Origin of the sequence: Streptomyces sp. NPDC085932 (assembly GCF_044540525.1) — a bacterium.
GTDB classification, from domain to species: domain Bacteria; phylum Actinomycetota; class Actinomycetes; order Streptomycetales; family Streptomycetaceae; genus Streptomyces; species Streptomyces levis.
In genome coordinates, this window is record NZ_JBITSJ010000008.1 from 184,929 (window position 1) to 203,512 (window position 18,584).

The window sequence follows — 18,584 nt, forward strand, 5'->3', positions numbered from 1 at the left end:
CGCCACACGGGCGCCGTACGTTACCAGTGCGGCGCCCCGCTCACGCCGTAGAGTTGCGCGCACTTCCATCCAAGAGATCAACCGATTACGAGGCCCCCACAGTGCGCCGACGCTCACTTCTTCTCACCGTGCCCGCAGGTCTGGCCACGCTCGCCGCGTGCGGCGACGACAAGTCCGACTCGAGCAAGGCCAGCGACAGCCCGTCGCCCTCGGCGTCCGGCCCGTCCGCCGCTCCGTCGCCGAAGATCGTCGACGGCCCGCTGCCCGCGGTCACGGCCGGGACCAAGTTCGACGAGAAGCCCACGGTCGCGAAGGGCAGCGGCGAGCCGTCCAAGGACCTCGCGGTGAAGACCCTCATCGCCGGCAGCGGCAAGACCGTCGCGGAGAACGACTTCGTCGTGGCGAACTACCTGGGCCAGATCTGGAACACCGGCAAGGTCTTCGACAACTCCTACGACCGCAAGGCCCGCCTGGCCATCCAGCTCACCCAGGGCCAGATCATCGACGGCTGGCGGTACGCGCTGGCCGGCAAGAAGGCCGGCAGCCGCGTCGAGATGGCCGTCCCGCCCACCTGGGGCTACGGCACGCAGGGCAACGCCCAGGCGGGCATCAAGGGCACCGACACGCTGGTCTTCGTCGTCGACATCCAGGAGGCGTTCAACGCCACCAGCTCCGCCAAGGGCAAGGAGGTCCCGCAGCAGAACGCGGACCTGCCCAAGGTCGGCACCAACACCGACGGCAAGGCCCCCTCCATCGAGGTGCCCAGGACGGCCGCCCCGAAGAAGCTCGTCGCGGAGTACGTCCTGGAGGGCGACGGCGAGGAGGTCGCCGCCGAGAACAGCGTCCTCGTGCAGTACAAGGGCGTGCTGTGGGACGGCGGCAAGGAGTTCGACTCCTCGTACGCCAACAAGCAGCTCGTGTCGTTCTCGCTGCAGCAGGTCGTCAAGGGCTGGGCGCAGGGCCTGACGGGCAAGAAGGTCGGCAGCCGCGTCCTGATCGTCATCCCGCCGGAGCTGGGCTACGGCGACAACCCGCCGCAGGGCAGCGGCATCAAGAAGGACTCCACACTGGTCTTCTCGGTGGACATCCTCGCGAAGCTGTGAAGCGTGCGGGATGTAAGACTGTGCGTGTTCGCCTTTCCGCAGACAAGCAGGAGCAACAGACGTGAGCATCGACAAGCCCGAGATCGACTTCCCGGGCGGCGAGCCCCCGGCGGACCTCGAGATCAAGGACATCTGGGAGGGCGACGGCCCGGTCGCCGAGGCCGGCCAGACCGTCACCGTGCACTACGTCGGTGTCGCCTTCAGCACGGGTGAGGAGTTCGACGCCAGCTGGAACCGCGGCACCCCGTTCCGCTTCCCGCTGGGCGGCGGCCGTGTCATCAAGGGCTGGGACCAGGGCGTGCAGGGCATGAAGGTCGGCGGCCGCCGCCAGCTGACCATCCCCGCCCACCTCGCCTACGGCAACCAGAGCCCGACCCCGGCGATCAAGCCCGGCGAGACGCTGATCTTCGTGGTCGACCTGCTCGGGGTCTGAACAAGGTCCGACAGACTCGGTCACGTGGGGCCCATGCCTGCTCGGGCATGGGCCCTCCGCTTTTGCCGTACCACCCTGTGGCGGTACGGTCATCGCTCGTAAGCACCATAGGGAGGCGAAGCGCGTCGATGGCCATTGCCAAGGCCGAGCGGCTGATGAACCTGGCGCTGTGTCTGCTCGGGACACGGCGGCCGCTCAGCAAGCGCGAGCTGCGTGACTCCATCGAGGCCTACGTCGAGGCCTTCGGGCCGGGCAACGGCCCGAGCGGCAACGACGACTCCTTCAACCGCATGTTCGAGCGCGACAAGGACGACCTGCGCGAACTCGGACTGGTTATCGAGACCGTCGAGAGCCTCGACGGCGACATCGGCTACATGGCCCGCCGCGACAGCAACCGCCTGCCGCCCATCACGCTGGACGCCGAGGAGGCCGCCGCGCTGGGCCTGGCCGCCAAGGTGTGGCAGCAGGCCCGGCTCGCCGGCGCGGCCAGCGGCGCGCTGCAGAAGCTGCGCGCGGCCGGGCTGCCCGAGGACGTCGACCCGTACGGCTCGCACGGCGCGCTGGAGCCGCGGATCCCCGTGCACGAGGCCGCGTTCGAGCCGCTGATGCTGGCCTGCCGGGACCGCAGGCCGGTCGTCTTCGACTACCGCAAGGCGACGGCCGCCCACCCCGAGCAGCGGCACGTGGAGCCGTGGGCGCTGGAGTGCTGGCGGGGCCACTGGTACCTGGCGGGCTGGGACCGCGACCGCGGCGCCGAGCGGGTCTTCCGGCTGTCCCGGATCACCGGCAAGGTCCGCTCCCGCGGCGGTCGCTACACCGCTCCCGTGCCGGACGTCGTCACGGTCCGGGAGACCGTCGCCGGCTGGGCCGGGGAGATCGCCGACCGCTCGGCCCGGATCCGGCTGCGCTCGGACGCCGGGTACCCCCTTCGGGCGAAGGCCACCTCGGTCCGGGAACTCGGCGACGGCTGGGACGAGTTGGAGATTCCGTACGGCCACGGGCTGGACGCCTGGCTGGTGGAGTTCGGGCCGGACGTGGTGGTCCTGGAGCCCGCCGAGCTGCGGGCCGACGTGGTGGACCGGCTGCGGGCCGTGGCCAAGGGCTGAGGGGGAGCGGAGCGACAGTGGCAGGCAAACCGGTCAGGGCCGTGAACGCCATCGACCAGACCCGGCGGATGCTCTCCCTGGTGACGTATCTCAGGGAGCGCCCCGGGGCCCGGGTCGAGGACGTCGCGCGCGCCTTCGGGATCACCGAGGACGAGCTGGTCTCCGACCTCGACGTGCTGCCCATGTGCGGCACGAGCTTCCGCGGCGGCGACCTCCTCGACATCGACACCGACGGCGAGCGCATCTGGTGGCACAACCCGGCCGCGCTCGCGGCGGAGGCCGCCGAGCCGCTCAGACTCGCCGCCGACGAGGCCACCGCGCTGCTCGTCGCCGCCCGGGCCGTGTCCACCCTGCCGGGGCTGCGCGAGAGCGACCGGCAGGCCCTGCTGCGGGCGACGGCCAAGGTGGAGACGGCCGCCGGTGAGGCCGCGGGCGCCAGCTCGCGGCTGTCGGTGACCTTCGAGTCCGAGGGCGGCGTCTTCGCGGACGTCGACCGGGCGATCGCCGAGCGCCGGCGGCTGTGGATCCGCTACTACTCACCCGCCCGCGACGAGGTCACCGAGCGGGAGATCGACCCCATCCGCCTGGTCAGCGTCGGGCACACCTACGTCGAGGCCTGGTGCCGCCGCTCCGAGGCGCGCCGGACCTTCCGCCTGGACCGCGTCGCCGAGATCAGGATCCTGGACGAGCCGTCGGCGCCGCCGGAGATCGAGCTGCGCGACCTGTCCGAGGCGCTGGTACAGCCCGCGGCCGAGGATCCGGAGGTCGTGATCGAGGTCGGGCCCGGCGGCCGCTGGGTCGCGGAGTACTACCCGCACGACAGTGCGGATGAGCTGCCGGACGGCGGGCTGCGTATCACTCTGCGCACGCCCGACCCCGCGTCGCTGCGCCGCCTGGCGCTGCGGCTCGGCCGGGACGGCCGGATCGTCTCCCCGCCGGAGCTGGCCGACAGCGCCCGGCAGGCGGCCCGTGAGGCACTGGCGGCGTACGACGGCGTCGAGGCGGCCGCCTCGGACACCGTGGTCGGCACGGCCGGTGCGGCCGGCGCCGTGGGGACCGTCGACGTCCCCGAGCCGGCCGGGCCGGCCCCGGCACGGCCCGTTCCGGCGGCGCAGGCGGTTCCGGACGGGCCGGGCGGCGGGCGCGAGTGAGCCGAGGCGCCCACCGCGCCGGCAGCCGGGCCAGGCCGCCCGGCGCGGCCGCGCAGGCGAACGACCCCAGAAAGAGGAGCGAGGGCTGTGACCGAGTCGGCGACGTCCGGTGTGCGGGGCATGACGGTGGAGTCCGCGTTCGCCGGGATGAGAAGCGTGTCCCCCGTGGTGTTCCGGGCGGGCTGCCCGGACTGCCGGGAGCGCTTCGAGCTCACCGCGAGCGCCCTGCGCCTGGCCATCGGCGCCACGAGCCGTACGACCTTCTACTCCTTCACCTGCCCCGAGTGCGGTGCGGCCGTCCGCAAGCCCGCGGGGGAGCGGATCGTGGAGCTGCTCACCGGCGGCGGTGTGCGGACGCTGCGGCTGCACTCCACCGTCTAGAGGGTCGCGGCGTCCGGCCCCGCGGGACGGTCTAGGCTCGGCGTCATGTTCTGGCCGATGTTCGCGATCGCTGTGGGTTTCGTGGGTCTCGCCGTGCTGGGGGTGCTCGCCGTGCGGGTGTTCGTGGAGGCACAGCGTCTGGGCAGGCAGGTCACGGACTCGGCGCGCCGGATCAGCCGCGCCGCGGAGGACCTGGAGCGGGCGACGGAGAGCGCCGCCCGGGCCGTGGACGCCCTCTGAGTCGCCGGGCGGGCGGCCGTGAGTCGCGTTTTGGGCCACTTCGCCCTGTCACCTCGCCGGTTCGGGCAGGTACGCTGCTGGTCGCGACCCGGTTAACGAGGCACTGGTCGCGGACGGGAGTACGCACAGGGGTTGCAGAGGGATTGCCTGACGTTCACCCCCGGGCGTTACGATCGCTGTCGTGACGATCGTTCGGACGTTTGTCCGACCGGTCGGACAGCACCCCACACAGCCGCCTCGGTGAGAAGGTAAAGACTTATGTTCGGAAGGCTCGGAGCCCCCGAGATCATTCTCATCCTCGTCGTCATCATCCTGCTGTTCGGCGCGAAGAAGCTTCCGGACATGGCTCGGTCGCTCGGCAAGTCGGCCCGCATCCTCAAGAGCGAGGCCAAGGCGATGAAGGACGAGAACAAGTCCTCCACGACCCCGGCCGGCCCGCCCAGCAACGACGAGCCCGCGCAGCGCACCATCCAGGCCGCTCCCGGTGACGTGACCAGCTCGCGCCCGGTCAACGAGCCGACGGACACGACCAAGCGCTGACGCAGGGCCGGTGACCTCCGGCCCGCCGCACGAGATGGGAACGTGGGTTGCTGAAGTCTGCCCGCAAGAAGGAGAGGGACCCCGAGGGGCGGATGCCCCTCGCGGAGCACCTTCGCGAGCTCCGCAACCGGCTCGCCAAGGCGATTTTGGCGATCGTCGTCGTCACGGTCTTCGCCGCCTTCTTCTACAACGACATCATCAACTTGATCACCAAGCCGATCCTCGACTCGGTCGGCTGTGACAAGACCTTCGCGGAACTGGCCAAGTCGCAGGCGGGCACCGAACCGTGTGCCCAGATCACCATCAACGGCCTGCTCACGCCCTTCACGCTTGCTTTGAAGGTGTCCCTGATGGCCGGCGTCGTGCTGGCCTCGCCGGTCTGGCTCTACCAGCTGTGGGCCTTCGTCGCGCCCGGGCTGCACCGCCACGAGAAGAAGTACGCCTACGCCTTCGTCGCCACGGGCGCCCCGCTGTTCCTCGTCGGCGCCTACTTCGCGTACACGGTCCTGCCCACCACCGCGAAGGTGCTGCTGGAGTTCACGCCGGGCGGCACGTCCAACCTCCTCCCGCTGGACGACCTGCTCGACCTGGTCATGCGGATGGTGCTCGTCTTCGGCCTCTCCTTCGAGCTGCCGCTGCTGCTGGTCATGCTGAACCTCACCGGAGTGATCACCGGCAAGCGGATGCTCGGCTGGTGGCGCGCCATGATCATGGGCATCACGGTCTTCGCGGCCGTCGCCACGCCCAGCACCGACCCGCTGACCATGCTGGCGCTCGCGGCGCCGATCTGGATCCTGTACTTCGCGGCCGTCGCGTTCTCCCTGGTGAACGACCACCGCCGCAGCCGCCGCGAGGCCCTCGGCCCCGCCGACGACGAGGCCTCCGAGCTGGACCTCACCCCCGAGGACATCGGCGAGATCGAGCCCGTGACCACCAGTCGCGCCGCCCTGCCCGAGCAGGCGAGCGCGGACCGGACGGAGCGGGTCAACGGTTATGACGACGTGACCTGAGGACCACCGGGCAGCTCATAAGGTCACTCTCGTGACCAGCGAGATCACCCTCTTCGTCAACCCCACCGCGGGCCGCGGCCGGGGCGCCCGCGCGGCGCAGCCGGCCGCTTCCGCGTTGCGGGCGGCCGGCTTCTCCGTGCGTACCGTGCTCGGGGAGGACGCCGACGACGCCCTGGTCCGCGCGCGTGCCGCCGTCGAGGGCGGCACGGGGGCGCTGATCGCCGTCGGCGGCGACGGCATGGCCAACCTCGCCCTGCGGGCGGTCGCGGGCACGCGCACCCCGCTCGGCCTGGTCGCGGTCGGCACCGGCAACGACTTCGCCCGCGCCCTCGGACTGCCCGTGCGCCGGCCGGACGCGGCGGGCCGCATGATCGCCGACGCCCTCAAGTGCGACCGGATCCGGGACGTCGACCTCGGCCGGGTCGGCGACCGCTGGTTCGGCACGGTCCTCGCCTCCGGCTTCGACTCCCGCGTCAACGACCGGGGCAACCGCATGCGCCGCCCCGCCGGACGCCTGAAGTACGACCTGGCGATGGTCGCCGAACTGGCCGCGTTCCGGCCCCTCCCGTACCGCGTCCGGCTCGACGACGGCGAGGTGCGCGAGATCGAGGCCACCCTTGTGGCCGTCGGCAACGGCTCCTCCTACGGCGGCGGCATGCGGATCTGCCCCGGCGCCGACCTGACCGACGGGCTGTTCGACATCACCGTGGTCGGGGACTGCAGCCGTACGACACTGCTGCGGGTGTTCCCGAGGGTGTACCGGGGGACGCACGTCGACCACCCGAAGGTGACGGTGCTGCGCGCGGCCCGGGTCGAGATCGCGGCCGAGGACGTCACCGGCTACGCAGACGGGGAGCCGCTCGGCCCGCTGCCGCTGACCGCGCGCTGCGTGCGCGGGGGCGTGCGGGTCGTCGGCCCCTGAGGTCCGCCGCCCCTGAGCTGCGCCGATTCCGGGTTTGACGGGAACGGATCCGGATAATGATCGTCCTGTTGTCAGTGCGGCCCGGTACGCTCGAAAGCACGATGACAGAGGACCTCTCACCGGCCGAGCGGTACGCGGCAGCCCGCAAGCGCGCTGCCGAGCAGGCCACCGCGCTCGCCTCCTTCCGCGAGATGTACGACTTCGGCCTCGACCCCTTCCAGATCGAGGCCTGCCAGGCGCTCGAAGCGGGGAAGGGCGTGCTGGTGGCCGCGCCCACCGGCTCGGGCAAGACGATCGTCGGCGAGTTCGCCGTCCACCTCGCCCTCCGGCAGGGCAAGAAGTGCTTCTACACGACACCCATCAAGGCGCTGTCGAACCAGAAGTACGCCGACCTGTGCCGCCGCTACGGCACGGACAGGGTGGGCCTGCTCACCGGCGACAACAGCGTCAACTCCGACGCCCCGGTGGTCGTGATGACCACCGAGGTGCTGCGGAACATGCTGTACGCCGGTTCGCAGACGCTCCTGGGCCTGGGCTACGTGGTCATGGACGAGGTGCACTACCTCTCGGACCGGTTCCGGGGCGCCGTCTGGGAAGAGGTGATCATCCACCTGCCCGAGTCCGTCACGCTGGTCTCCCTCTCCGCGACCGTGTCGAACGCCGAGGAGTTCGGCGACTGGCTGGACACGGTCCGCGGCGACACCGAGGTGATCGTCTCCGAGCACCGGCCGGTGCCGCTGTTCCAGCACGTACTGGCCGGCCGGCGGATGTACGACCTGTTCGAGGAGGGCGAGGGCCACAAGAAGGCCGTCAACCCCGACCTCACGCGCATGGCGCGCATGGAGGCGAGCCGGCCGTCGTACCAGGACCGCCGGCGCGGCCGGCTGCGCGAGGCCGACCGCGAGCGCGAGCGCAGACAGCGCTCCCGCGTGTGGACGCCGAGCCGGCCCGAGGTCATCGAGCGGCTCGACGCCGAGGGGTTGCTGCCCGCCATCACCTTCATCTTCAGCCGCGCCGCCTGCGAGGCCGCCGTCCAGCAGTGTCTGTACGCGGGCCTGCGGCTCAACGACGACGAGGCGCGGCACCGGGTCCGCTCCCTGGTGGAGGAGCGCACGGCGTCCATCCCGCGCGAGGACCTGCACGTCCTGGGCTACTACGAGTGGCTGGAGGGCCTGGAGCGCGGCATCGCCGCCCACCACGCGGGCATGCTGCCGACCTTCAAGGAGGTCGTCGAGGAACTGTTCGTGCGCGGTCTGGTCAAGGCCGTGTTCGCGACCGAGACCCTCGCCCTCGGCATCAACATGCCCGCCCGCTCGGTGGTCCTGGAGAAGCTCGTCAAGTGGAACGGCGAGCAGCACGCGGACATCACCCCGGGCGAGTTCACCCAGCTGACCGGCCGGGCCGGGCGGCGCGGCATCGATGTCGAGGGCCATGCCGTCGTGCTGTGGCAGCGCGGTATGAACCCCGAGCACCTGGCCGGTCTCGCGGGAACGCGCACGTACCCGCTGCGCTCCAGCTTCAAGCCGTCGTACAACATGGCGGTCAACCTGGTCGAGCAGTTCGGGCGGCACCGCTCGCGCGAGCTGCTGGAGACGTCGTTCGCGCAGTTCCAGGCGGACAAGTCGGTCGTCGGGATCTCGCGCCAAGTGCAGCGCAACGAGGAGGGCCTGGAGGGCTACAAGGCCTCCATGACCTGCCACCTCGGCGACTTCGAGGAGTACGCGCGGCTGCGCCGCGAGCTGAAGGACCGGGAGAACGAGCTGGCCCGGCAGGGCGCGGCACAGCGGCGCGCTGAGGCCGCCGTCGCGCTGGAGAAGCTCAAGCCGGGTGACGTCATCCACGTGCCCACCGGCAAGTACGCGGGTCTGGCGCTGGTGCTGGACCCGGGCCTGCCCGCGGGCCGTTCGAACGGCCACCGCGGCTTCGACCACCACGACGGGCCGCGTCCGCTGGTGCTGACCGCCGAGCGGCAGGTGAAGCGGCTGGCGTCCATCGACTTCCCGGTCCCCGTGGAGCCGTTGGAGCGGATGCGGATCCCGAAGTCCTTCAACGCCCGTTCCCCGCAGTCCCGCCGGGACCTGGCGTCGGCGCTGCGCACCAAGGCCGGACACATCCCGGCCGACCGGCACCGCAAGCGGCGCTCCCAGGCGGCGGACGACCGCGAGATCGCCCGGCTGCGGAACGCGCTGCGCGCGCATCCGTGCCACGGGTGCAGCGACCGTGAGGACCACGCCCGCTGGGCCGAGCGGTACCACCGGCTGCTGCGGGACACCTCGCAGCTGGAGCGGCGGATCGAGGGCCGTACGAACACCATCGCCCGGACGTTCGACCGGATCGTCGCGCTGCTGACCGAGCTGGACTACCTGCGCGCCGACGAGGTCACCGAGCACGGCAAGCGGCTGGCGCGCCTGTACGGCGAACTGGACCTGCTCGCCAGCGAGTGTCTGCGCGAGGGCGTCTGGGAGGGGCTCGGCCCTGCGGAGCTGGCCGGGTGCGTCTCGGCGTTGGTCTACGAGTCGCGCGTCGGGGACGACGCGATGGCGCCGAAGCTGCCGACGGGCAAGGCCAAGGCCGCGCTGGGCGAGATGGTGCGGATCTGGGGGCGGCTGGACGCGCTGGAGGAGGAGTTCCGGATCACCCAGACCGAAGGGGTCGGGCAGCGCGAGCCCGACCTCGGCTTCGCCTGGGCCGCGTACGAGTGGGCCTCCGGGAAGGGGCTCGACGAGGTGCTGCGCGAGGCGGAGATGCCGGCGGGGGACTTCGTGCGGTGGTGCAAGCAGGTCATCGACGTGCTGGGGCAGATCGCGGCGGCGGCGCCGCAGGGGTCCTCCGTGGTGAAGAACGCGCGCAAGGCCGTCGATCTGTTGCTGCGGGGAGTGGTCGCCTACTCGTCCGTCGGCTGATCGGCCGGTGCGCGGGCGCGGCTCCGTCGCGGTCGTTCGCGCAGTTCCCCGCGCCTCTCCGGCGGCGTCGTACTGAAGCCCATTCACCCGTCACGGTGAGTGGGCTTTCGTACGCCTGTTCCTGACTACGGTGCGCATTCGAACGGTGTCGCAGCGTGCAACCGAGTGAGCCTACTATCCCTCCGTGTCCGCTTTCCGGCACTTGCTGAATATGACACGGCGATGATCCGGTCGGACTAAGCTCGCCCGCAGCGCACCGGCTTGAGGTGAATTCGTGCGCTTGTTCCCCCATGTGTGGAAAGTCCGACAGTTACATGACCTACCCCTCTGCACCTTCCCCTGAACCCCAGCCGACTTCTGTCAGAAGGCCTACATGGTGAGTGTTCAATCCCCCCCTGTTCGCGGTGAACGTCCCTACGCCCGCCTGCTGTTGCTGCCCGCCATAGCGATGGCCGCGGCGACCGGAGCCGCTGTCGCCCTGGTGTCGGCGCCGGCCCGGCCCGCCGTGGGCTGGCTGGGTGGCATCGCCACCGTGCTGGTCATCGCCATGGCGGTCGTAGCGGTGCGCCGCGGCCGTGCGCTGCGCAGGCAGCAGGATGAGCACGCCCGTCACAGCGCGTATCTGGAACAGCGGATCGCCGCCCACGAGAAGGAGTTCCACCGGTTCGCCCGGGAGATCTTCCCCGCGGCGCTCAACCTGCTGCACACCGGAGAATCCCCCAGAGAGGCGATTCGCAAGCTGGGCCTCGCCCACCCCCAGTACCGCGACCTCCCGGCGCCGCTGCACGAGACGCTGCTGACGGCCCTGAAGATCGTCGACCACGAAGTGGTCATGCGGGACGCCGCGGCACGGTCCTTCGTCTCCGTGGCCCGCCGGGTGCAGGCGATCATCCACCAGCAGGCCCAGGAACTCCGGGAGATGGAGGAGGACCACGGCCGCAACCCCGAGGTCTTCGACGACCTGCTGCGCATCGACCACGGCAACGCCCTGATCGGCCGCCTCGCCGACTCCGTCTCCGTCCTCGGCGGCGGCCGTCCCGGCCGCCAGTGGCCCGAGCCCGTGTCCCTCTACAGCACGCTGCGCGGCGCCATGTCCCGCATCCTGGAGTACCGGCGCATCCAGCTGGCCTCCATCGCGAAGGTCAGCGTCAAGGGCATCTACGTCGAGCCGGTCATCCACGCCGCCGCCGAACTCCTCGACAACGCCACGCGCTACTCGCCGCCCCAGACCAAGGTCCACGTCACCGCCACCGAGGTGCAGACCGGCGTCTGCATCGAGATCGAGGACGGCGGCGTCAACCTCAACGAGGAGGCGCGGACCCGGATCGAGGGCATGCTGGAGGCCGCCAAGGCCGGCGTCGACCTCCAGGACATCGGTGAGCACCCGCGCCTGGGCCTGGCCGTCGTGGGCCGGCTGTGCACGGCGTACAACATGGAGGTCTCGCTGCGCGCCTCCGCCTACGGCGGGGTCCGGGCCATCCTCATCGTCCCGAGCGAGATGATCACGCACGCGCCCGGTGTGGGACTCGCCCACGGCATCGGCGCCACCGGCATCCCGATGACGGTCGGCATCCCCGAAGGGCCGAAGCGCACCCCGAAGAAGCGCCGCCCCACCATGCCGAAGCTCCCCGCCACCGTCTCCCTGGAGGACGACGACGTCCCCGAGGTCACCGAGTGGACGGCGAACGGCCTGCCGCAGCGCCGCAGCCGGGTGAAGATGCCGCTCGCCGAGCGCCTCGCCCAGCAGGCCGCCTACGAGAAGGAGGACCGGGAGGCCGAGGAACGGGGCGAGTACAACCCGTGGGCCGCGGCCAAGGAACCCGAGGTGCCGCCGCTGCGCGACATGAGCGCACCCGACGCCCCCGGCAAGGGCCTGGAGGCCTTCTGGGAGGGGCTCAAGCAGGGCATCGAACCCGGCACCCACCCGACCGACTTCATCCGCAACCCCACCAAGTACCTGCACCTGCTCAATGACCCGGCCCCGACCGAGGCCGACGACGAGGGGGACCTCAAGTGATCCAGCAGCGAGGCAACTTCGACTGGATGCTCAAGCAACTCGCCGACGGCGTGCCGGGCATCGAGATGATCGTGGTGCTCTCGGCCGACGGCCTGCGCATCGCCCGCTACGGCGGCGAGCCCGACGCGGCCGACCGGGTCGCCGCGGCCTGCGCCGGCCTGCAGTCCCTGGCGAGCAGCGTCTGCCAGGAACTCACCGTCGGCGACGGCGAGATGAAGCTCGTCATGATCGAGATCGACCGCGGTTACTTCTATCTGATGAACGCGGGCGCCAACGCCTTCCTCGCGGTGCTGTCCGACGTGCGGTGCGAACCCGGACGGATGAGCGCGATGATGCGTGACCTCGTCGTCCGGATCGGTGGGCACCTGACCAGTCCGCCCCGGCGGAACGGGCAGATCGTATGACCCCTCCGCAACGCCAGAGGCGCAGCCCCGCACCCGAACCGCCCCCGCAGCCCGCCCAGGAGGGCGAGGGCAAGGTCAAGAATCCCGAGCGGATGTACGTGGTGGCCGGCCCGGACGGCGAACGGGCCGAGCTCGACCTGGTGACGTTAATCGTGGCGCGTGCCGCGGACCCGCCGCCCTCCGCCTCCCCCGAGCAGGCGGCGCTGCTCCGGCTCTGCGCCGCCCCGCTGTCCGTGGCCGAGCTGTCGGCCTACCTCCACCTGCCGTTCAGCGCGATGGGCGTGCTGCTCACCGAGATGCTGACGGCGGAACTGGTACAGGCGCGCGCCCCGATCGTCCGCAAGGCGCGTTCCGACCGTTCCCTTCTCGAAGCGGTGATGAATGGACTTCAAAGGCTCTGACACCATCCCGGGCCCCCGGGCCGAGGACCAGCTGCCCCACACGGCGCAGGCCGCGGCCAAGATCGTGATCGTGGGTGGCTTCGGCGTCGGCAAGACGACCATGGTCGGCTCCGTCAGCGAGATCACACCGCTGACCACCGAGGAGACCATGACGCAGGCCGGCATCGGTGTCGACGACAACTTCGGCTCCGCGTCCAAGACGGCCACCACCGTCGCCATGGACTTCGGCCGCATCAGCATCACCGAACAGCTCGTGCTGTACCTCTTCGGCACGCCCGGACAGCAGCGCTTCTGGTTCCTGTGGAACGGCCTGTTCGAGGGCGCGCTCGGCGCGGTGGTCCTGGTCGACACCCGCCGGCTGGAGGTCAGCTTCGACGTCATGGGGCGCCTGGAGGAGCGCGGCGTGCCCTTCGTGGTCGCCATCAACACCTTCCCCGACGCGCCCCGTTACGACATCGAGGAACTGCGCACGGCCCTCGACCTCACCCCGGACATCCCGATCATGGAGTGCGACGCACGCCGTCGGGCCTCCAGCCGGGACGTCCTGATGACGCTGATGCGGTTCCTCCACTCGCTCGCCATGCAGGGCGCGACCACCTGACCCCGCCCCGCCCCCGACCCACCTCCCCCCAGACACCTGGAAAGTTTCGGAGCGACCACTGTGACGCCTGAATCCCACGCCCCGGCCGGTACGGACCGGCCCCGGCTCGATCCGCCCCCCGGCTGCCCCGCGCACGGCCTCGGGCCCGGAGGGCTGCACCGGCTGCACGAGTCGGAGGACCTGGGAGCGCTGTACGAGAAGCTGCGGGAGGAACACGGCCCCGTCGCGCCCGTGCTGCTCCACGACGACGTACCGATCTGGATCGTCCTCGGCCACACCGAGAACCTGCACATGGTGCGCTCGCCCTCGCAGTTCTGCCGGGACAGCCGCATCTGGACCCCGCTGCGGGAGGGGCTGGTCAAGCCCGACCACCCGCTGATGCCGCACATCGCCTGGCAGCCCATCGCCTCGCACGCCGAGGGCGACGAGCACAAGCGGCTGCGCGGAGCGGTCATGGGCGCCATCTCGACCATCGACTTCCGCAGTCTGCGCCGCTACATCAACCGCAGCACGCAGGCCATCGTCAACCGCTTCTGCGAGCAGGGCGAGGCCGACCTCGTCGGCCAGTTCACCGAGCACCTGCCGATGGCCGTGATGTGCGAGATCCTCGGCATGCCCGACGAGTACAACGACCGGCTCGTCGAGTGCGCCCGCGACGCGCTCAAGGGCACCGAGACCGCCATCGCCAGCCACACCTACGTCATGGAGACGCTCAGCCGGCTCACCGCCCGGCGCCGCGCCCAGCCGGAGGAGGACCTCGCCAGTTACCTGATCACGCACCCGGCCCGGCTGACCGACGACGAGGTCAGGGAGCACCTGCGTCTGGTCCTCTTCGCCGCCTACGAGGCCACCACGAACCTGCTCTCCAACGTGCTGCTGACGGTGCTCATCGACCCCCGCTTCCGGGCCCAGCTCAACGGCGGCCAGATGACGGTGCCGGAGGCGGTGGAGCAGTCCCTGTGGAACGAGCCGCCGTTCAGCACGGTCTTCGCGTACTTCGCCAAGCAGGAGACGGAGCTCGGCGGGCAGCGCATCCGCCGGGGTGACGGACTGCTCTTCGCCCCGCTGCCGGCCAACGTGGACCCCCGGGTGCGGCCCGACCTGAAGGCCAGCATGCAGGGCAACCGGTCCCACCTGGCGTTCGGCGGCGGGCCGCACGAGTGCCCGGGCCAGGACATCGGCCGCTCCATCGCCGACGTCGGCGTCGACGCGCTGCTGCTGCGGCTGCCCGACGTCGAACTCGACTGCGACCAGGACGAGCTGCGCTGGACGGCGTCCATCGCCTCGCGGCACCTGGTGGAGCTGCCCGTGCAGTTCTCGCCCAAGCCGCCGCAGGACGTGTCGGAGACGCCGCATCACAAGGCGGTGCCCACGCAGCGGGCCGACTGGCAGATCAGCATCTCGCAGTCGGATCCGAAGCCCGCCCCGGCGGCCGCGCAACCCCAGCCCCAGCCCCAGCCTCAGCCCGAGCCGGTCGTGGTGCAGCCGCAGCCCGTCGCGGTGCCCCCGCCGCCCGCGCCCGGGCAACCGGCGCGCCCCAAGGGGGTCTGGCAGCGCTTCCTGCTCTGGTGGCGCGGCTACTGACCGGGCCGCGGGCCGTCGGACGCCCCGGCGGCCCATCGGTCGTACGACGCCCAGGCGGTGAGCACCCGGCCGCTGCGGAAGCGGTGCTCCGTGCCCGTGACCGGGTCGGTGAACTCCAGGACCCTCGCCAGCAGTTGCAGCGGGCGCCGGAAGTCGCCGGCCGGCGCGGGCCCCGTCACCTCGGGGTAGAGCGGATCGCCGAGGATCGGCACGCCCAGCGCGGTCATGTGGACCCGCAGCTGGTGGGTCTGCCCGGTGGCGGGGACCAGCCGGTACCGGGCCAGTGGGCCGGTGCCTTCCGCGGTGGCTTCCGCCGGGCGGTGCCCGAGGAGTCCGACGCGGCTTTCGGCGTTGGGCTCGCCCGGCACCTCTCGGGCGGTCAGCACGCCGCGCTCCTTCACGATCCGGCTGCGGACGGTGCGGGGGAGGGCCAGGGCGGGGTCGTAGGGGGCGACGGCCTCGTACTCCTTGCGGACCCGCCGGTCGCGGAACAGCGTCTGGTACGCGCCGCGTTCCTCGGGGCGCACGGTGAACAGCACGAGCCCCGCGGTGAGGCGGTCCAGCCGGTGTGCGGCGGTGAGCGTCGGGAGGTCCAGCTCCCGGCGGAGCCGGGCCAGCGCGGTCTCGGCGACGTGGCCACCGCGCGGGGTGGTGGCGAGGAAGTGGGGCTTGTCGGCGACCACGATGTGCTCGTCCCGGTGGACGACCTCCAAGGGGAACGGCACCGGCACCTCGGCGGGCAGTTCGCGGTGGAACCACACGAACATCCCGGGCACGTAGGGGGCGTCCGCCGCGACGGGCCGGCCGTCCGCCCCGACGATCAGGCCCGCGTCGAACATGCCGTCGACGGTGCCGTCCCCCGCCCCGCTCAGCCGCTCGACCAGGTGCTCGCGCACGGTGGCCCAGGAACCCGTGGCGGGCAGCCGCACCCGGACCGGGTCCACGCCGTGGCGCTGCGGCAGGGGAGGGGGCGGGGTGCGGGTCTTGCGTCTCATCGCGGCCCAGCGTACGAGGCCCGGCGGGCCGCCGAAAATCGCTGGGCGCGGGCGTCCGCTCCTTGCCAGGATGCGTTCATGCCGTTCCTCATCAGCCCGGTCCTGACCAACGGGACCCTCGCACGCCGGCCGCAGCCCGCCCTGCCCGCCGACGGCGGACTCCTCCTGCGCCCCTGGCGTGAGCAGGACGCGCCCGCCGTGTACGCGGTCTTCCAGGACCCGGTGATGCACCAGTGGCACGCCCGGGCCGCCGGCTCCGAGGAGGAGGTCACCGGCTGGATCCGCGAGTGGTGCGCGGCGTGGGAGGAGGAGCGGGAGGCACAGTGGGCCGTCGCCGACGGCGCTTCCGGCGTGCTGCTGGGCCGGGTGGCACTGCGCGAGATACGGCTCGACGAGGGGACGGCGGAGGTGGCGTACTGGACCGCCGCGGCGGCACGGGGCCGGGGCGTGGCCGCCCGGGCCACGACCGCGCTCGCCCGGTGGGCCCTCGACGAGGTCGGCTTCCACCGCCTGGAACTCCTGCACGCCGTGCGCAACGGGGCGTCCTGCCGGGTCGCGGCCAGGACCGGGTTCGCCCTGGAGGGCACCAAGCGCAGCGCCGTCCTGCACCCGGACGGCTGGCACGACATGCATCTGCACGCACGGGTGCGCGGGGACTGAGCGGCCGCACGGCGGAAGCCCGCGGCATCCGGGGGGCGCGTCACACGGCGTGCGCGGCGAGGTTCGTCACGCGACGGCCGGTGCGGCGGAGGGGATCAGGCGGAGGGGATCAGGCGGCGGGGGCCTTCTCCTGTTCCGCTTCGATGCGGGCGTTCCACTCCCGCTTGGAGGCCTGCCAGCCGTCCTCGTTGTGGCCGAGCCGCCAGTAGCCGGAGATCGACAGGTCCTCGCGCGGGATGCCGCGCTCGACCCGCAGCAGACGGCGCAGCTCCTTCACGAAGTGCGCCTCGCCGTGGACGAAGGCATGCACCCGGCCCGCGGGGAACTCCAGGCCCCGTACGGCCTCCACCAGTGCCTCGCCACGGGGGCGGGCGCCGCGGTGCAGCCAGACGACCTCGACGTCGGAGTCGATCTTCTGCTCCTCCTCGGGGCCCGAGATCTCCACGAAGGCGTACGCTCTGGCCCCGTGCGGGAGCGCCTCCAGGGCGCAGGCGATCGCGGGCAGCGCGCTCTCGTCCCCGACGAGCAAATGCCAGTCGGCCTCCGGGTCGGGCGCGTACGCCCCGCCGGGCCCCATGAACAGCACCGTCTCGCCCGGCTGCACCCGCGTGGCCCACGGGCCGGCCAGGCCCTCGTCCCCGTGGATCACGAAGTCCAGTGTCAGCTCACGGTGCTCGGCGTCCCACTGCCGCACCGTGTACGTCCGGGTCACCGGCCACTGTTCGCGCGGCAGCTCGTCGCGAACGCGCTGCAGGTCGAAAGGCTCCGGGTAGGTCACGCCCGCCGGCGGGAACAGCAGCTTCACGTAGTGATCCGTGCACGTGTCCGCCGCGAAGTCGGCGAGGCCCTCACCACCGAGCACCACCCGCTGCATGTGCGGGGTCAGCCGCTCGGTGCGGACGACCTGAGCGGAGTGCGGCTTGCGCGGCTGGCGTCCCGGTCGCTCTGCCATGAGGGCCTCCCTGTGTCACATAGTTAGGGTTACCTAAGTTAGCACCCCGTCCCCGCTTCACACCTCTCATACACGAAGGTCACGCCCCGAGCGTCGTCAGCAGACGCTCCAGGGAGCCGCCCAGTCCCCAACGGGCCGCCAGCGCCTCCAGCGCCGCCGGATCACGCGGGGCCCGCGGCAGCGCCGTCGACACCTCCGGGAGCGGCACGTCGTCCGCGACCCGGACCACCTTCGGCGCGACCGCGAGGTACGGGCGCGCCTCGTCCAGCCGCCTGCGCTGCGTCGGCGTCAGCTTCGACCGCCGGTCCTCGACCGCCGCCAGGATCCCGGTCAGGTCCCCGTACTCGGCCAGGAGCTTGGCGGCCGTCTTCTCACCGACGCCCGGCACTCCCGGCAGGCCGTCGCTGGGGTCGCCGCGCAGCAGGGCCAGATCCGCGTACCCCTTCCCGTCCACCCCATACTTCGCACGCAGCACCGCCTCATCGGTGAGCTGCAGCGTGCCCACGCCCTTCAGCGGGTACAGCACGCGCACCCCGCGCGCGTCGTCCACCAGCTGGTACAGGTCGCGGTCGCCCGTGACGATGTCGACCGGGCCCTTCGCCCGCGCGGTGAACGTGCCGATCACGTCGTCCGCCTCGTACCCCGCCACGCCCACACGGGCGATGCCCACCGCGTCCAGCACCGCCTCGATGACCGGCACCTGCGGCGACAGCGTGTCGGGCACCTCCTCCTCGTCCGGGCCGGCCGCGTGCTCCTCGGTGACGCGGTGGGCCTTGTAGGAGGGGATGAGCTCCACCCGCCACTGCGGCCGCCAGTCCGCGTCCATGCAGGCCACCAGCGCGTCCGGCCGGTGGTCCCTGACCAGGCGGTCGATGAAGTCGAGCAGGCCGCGCACGGCGTTCACCGGCGTGCCGTCCGGGGCCTTGACCGACTCGGGCACGCCGAAGTAGGCGCGGAAGTACAGGGAGGCGGTGTCGAGGAGCATCAGTCGTCCGGTCACGCCACGCATCATGCCGTACGCCACCGACAGCCGGTCGCCGCTGCGCAACGCGTTGCGTCCTGCGCGTCCCGTGTGAACCGCCCCACCTTTCCGTTTGCCCGGCGGGATCGGGGGGAGGCGCGGCCCCGGAGCGAGGCTGGTTGCGCATTTCAACTGTTTGCGTCCTGTCCTCGCTCTGTTC

General features: G+C 71.7%; 19 protein-coding genes. 16 read left to right on the plus strand and 3 right to left on the minus strand.

What is annotated here, in order from left to right; genetic code table 11:
* Window positions 1-101: 101 nt before the first annotated feature.
* From ACIGAQ_RS33525 to ACIGAQ_RS33595, 15 genes are all read left to right on the plus strand, one after another.
* Entirely contained in the window at window positions 102-1,103 is a 1,002-nt protein-coding gene (locus ACIGAQ_RS33525; RefSeq protein ID WP_399789684.1) for an FKBP-type peptidyl-prolyl cis-trans isomerase, read from the plus strand.
* A 61-nt stretch (window positions 1,104-1,164) separates the two neighbouring features.
* Complete coding sequence (locus ACIGAQ_RS33530; RefSeq protein ID WP_094055282.1) at window positions 1,165-1,536, plus strand: FKBP-type peptidyl-prolyl cis-trans isomerase; 372 nt, start codon at window positions 1,165-1,167, stop codon at window positions 1,534-1,536.
* Window positions 1,537-1,664: 128 nt separating this feature from the next.
* On the plus strand, window positions 1,665-2,642 hold the full coding sequence (locus tag ACIGAQ_RS33535; RefSeq protein WP_311684133.1) for a WYL domain-containing protein: 978 nt from the start codon (window positions 1,665-1,667) through the stop codon (window positions 2,640-2,642).
* Window positions 2,643-2,659: 17 nt separating this feature from the next.
* A complete protein-coding gene (locus tag ACIGAQ_RS33540) occupies window positions 2,660-3,793 on the plus strand; it encodes a WYL domain-containing protein (RefSeq protein WP_362279013.1) in 1,134 nt (377 codons plus the stop codon).
* Window positions 3,794-3,880: 87 nt separating this feature from the next.
* Entirely contained in the window at window positions 3,881-4,174 is a 294-nt protein-coding gene (locus ACIGAQ_RS33545) for a hypothetical protein (protein WP_311684137.1), read from the plus strand.
* Window positions 4,175-4,219: 45 nt separating this feature from the next.
* Complete coding sequence (locus ACIGAQ_RS33550) at window positions 4,220-4,414, plus strand: hypothetical protein (protein ID WP_311684139.1); 195 nt, start codon at window positions 4,220-4,222, stop codon at window positions 4,412-4,414.
* Between the two features lie 258 nt (window positions 4,415-4,672).
* The gene (gene tatA, locus ACIGAQ_RS33555; protein WP_311684141.1) at window positions 4,673-4,954 is read left to right on the plus strand and encodes a Sec-independent protein translocase subunit TatA; all 282 of its coding nucleotides are present in this window, start codon (window positions 4,673-4,675) and stop codon (window positions 4,952-4,954) included.
* Window positions 4,955-5,001: 47 nt separating this feature from the next.
* Window positions 5,002-5,964 carry a twin-arginine translocase subunit TatC gene (tatC, locus tag ACIGAQ_RS33560; RefSeq protein ID WP_311684143.1) on the plus strand — a complete coding sequence of 321 codons (963 nt, stop codon included), beginning with the start codon at window positions 5,002-5,004 and terminating at the stop codon, window positions 5,962-5,964.
* Window positions 5,965-5,995: 31 nt separating this feature from the next.
* On the plus strand, window positions 5,996-6,886 hold the full coding sequence (locus ACIGAQ_RS33565; RefSeq protein WP_399789692.1) for a diacylglycerol kinase: 891 nt from the start codon (window positions 5,996-5,998) through the stop codon (window positions 6,884-6,886).
* Window positions 6,887-6,942: 56 nt separating this feature from the next.
* The gene (locus ACIGAQ_RS33570) at window positions 6,943-9,789 is read left to right on the plus strand and encodes a DEAD/DEAH box helicase (RefSeq protein ID WP_399789695.1); all 2,847 of its coding nucleotides are present in this window, start codon (window positions 6,943-6,945) and stop codon (window positions 9,787-9,789) included.
* Between the two features lie 373 nt (window positions 9,790-10,162).
* Window positions 10,163-11,806 carry a sensor histidine kinase gene (locus tag ACIGAQ_RS33575; RefSeq protein WP_399789698.1) on the plus strand — a complete coding sequence of 548 codons (1,644 nt, stop codon included), beginning with the start codon at window positions 10,163-10,165 and terminating at the stop codon, window positions 11,804-11,806.
* On the plus strand, window positions 11,803-12,210 hold the full coding sequence (locus ACIGAQ_RS33580; RefSeq protein ID WP_010045319.1) for a roadblock/LC7 domain-containing protein: 408 nt from the start codon (window positions 11,803-11,805) through the stop codon (window positions 12,208-12,210). The genes ACIGAQ_RS33575 and ACIGAQ_RS33580 overlap by 4 nt, the downstream gene beginning before the upstream one ends.
* Window positions 12,207-12,611, plus strand: coding sequence for a DUF742 domain-containing protein (locus tag ACIGAQ_RS33585; protein WP_311684154.1), 405 nt, complete (start codon window positions 12,207-12,209; stop codon window positions 12,609-12,611). Before ACIGAQ_RS33580 ends, ACIGAQ_RS33585 begins: the two co-directional genes overlap by 4 nt.
* The gene (locus tag ACIGAQ_RS33590; RefSeq protein WP_311684156.1) at window positions 12,592-13,212 is read left to right on the plus strand and encodes an ATP/GTP-binding protein; all 621 of its coding nucleotides are present in this window, start codon (window positions 12,592-12,594) and stop codon (window positions 13,210-13,212) included. The genes ACIGAQ_RS33585 and ACIGAQ_RS33590 overlap by 20 nt, the downstream gene beginning before the upstream one ends.
* 60 nt (window positions 13,213-13,272) lie before the next feature.
* Window positions 13,273-14,796, plus strand: a complete 1,524-nt coding sequence (locus tag ACIGAQ_RS33595) for a cytochrome P450 (RefSeq protein ID WP_362279017.1) — start codon at window positions 13,273-13,275, stop codon at window positions 14,794-14,796.
* Here the strand turns inward: ACIGAQ_RS33595 and ACIGAQ_RS33600 are convergent.
* Window positions 14,790-15,791, minus strand: a complete 1,002-nt coding sequence (locus ACIGAQ_RS33600; protein ID WP_399789703.1) for an RluA family pseudouridine synthase — start codon at window positions 15,789-15,791, stop codon at window positions 14,790-14,792. The two genes, ACIGAQ_RS33595 and ACIGAQ_RS33600, sit on opposite strands and share 7 nt — an antisense overlap.
* Window positions 15,792-15,869: 78 nt before the next feature.
* Between ACIGAQ_RS33600 and ACIGAQ_RS33605 the strand changes: the two genes are divergently transcribed.
* On the plus strand, window positions 15,870-16,451 hold the full coding sequence (locus ACIGAQ_RS33605) for a GNAT family N-acetyltransferase (protein ID WP_399789706.1): 582 nt from the start codon (window positions 15,870-15,872) through the stop codon (window positions 16,449-16,451).
* Window positions 16,452-16,560: 109 nt separating this feature from the next.
* On the opposite strand, the gene ACIGAQ_RS33610 is transcribed toward ACIGAQ_RS33605, so the two are convergent.
* Both ACIGAQ_RS33610 and ACIGAQ_RS33615 read right to left on the minus strand, forming a co-directional pair.
* Complete coding sequence (locus ACIGAQ_RS33610) at window positions 16,561-17,403, minus strand: siderophore-interacting protein (RefSeq protein WP_362279019.1); 843 nt, start codon at window positions 17,401-17,403, stop codon at window positions 16,561-16,563.
* Window positions 17,404-17,482: 79 nt separating this feature from the next.
* Window positions 17,483-18,388 (minus strand): 5'-3' exonuclease H3TH domain-containing protein, encoded by a 906-nt coding sequence (locus ACIGAQ_RS33615; protein ID WP_399790121.1) that lies wholly within the window; start codon window positions 18,386-18,388, stop codon window positions 17,483-17,485.
* Window positions 18,389-18,584: the final 196 nt, after the last annotated feature.

Bases quoted from the DNA above. Each gene is read 5' to 3' on its own strand.
- ACIGAQ_RS33610 (WP_362279019.1), bottom strand. From the start codon at position 17,403: ATGGCAGAGCGACCGGGACGCCAGCCGCGCAAGCCGCACTCCGCTCAG.
- ACIGAQ_RS33600 (WP_399789703.1), bottom strand. From the start codon at position 15,791: ATGAGACGCAAGACCCGCACCCCGCCCCCTCCCCTGCCGCAGCGCCAC.
- ACIGAQ_RS33550 (WP_311684139.1), top strand. From the start codon at position 4,220: ATGTTCTGGCCGATGTTCGCGATCGCTGTGGGTTTCGTGGGTCTCGCC.
- ACIGAQ_RS33570 (WP_399789695.1), top strand. From the start codon at position 6,943: ATGATCGTCCTGTTGTCAGTGCGGCCCGGTACGCTCGAAAGCACGATG.
- ACIGAQ_RS33605 (WP_399789706.1), top strand. From the start codon at position 15,870: ATGCCGTTCCTCATCAGCCCGGTCCTGACCAACGGGACCCTCGCACGC.
- ACIGAQ_RS33615 (WP_399790121.1), bottom strand. From the start codon at position 18,388: ATGCTCCTCGACACCGCCTCCCTGTACTTCCGCGCCTACTTCGGCGTG.
- ACIGAQ_RS33535 (WP_311684133.1), top strand. From the start codon at position 1,665: ATGGCCATTGCCAAGGCCGAGCGGCTGATGAACCTGGCGCTGTGTCTG.
- tatA (WP_311684141.1), top strand. From the start codon at position 4,673: ATGTTCGGAAGGCTCGGAGCCCCCGAGATCATTCTCATCCTCGTCGTC.
- ACIGAQ_RS33590 (WP_311684156.1), top strand. From the start codon at position 12,592: ATGGACTTCAAAGGCTCTGACACCATCCCGGGCCCCCGGGCCGAGGAC.
- ACIGAQ_RS33575 (WP_399789698.1), top strand. From the start codon at position 10,163: ATGGTGAGTGTTCAATCCCCCCCTGTTCGCGGTGAACGTCCCTACGCC.
- ACIGAQ_RS33585 (WP_311684154.1), top strand. From the start codon at position 12,207: ATGACCCCTCCGCAACGCCAGAGGCGCAGCCCCGCACCCGAACCGCCC.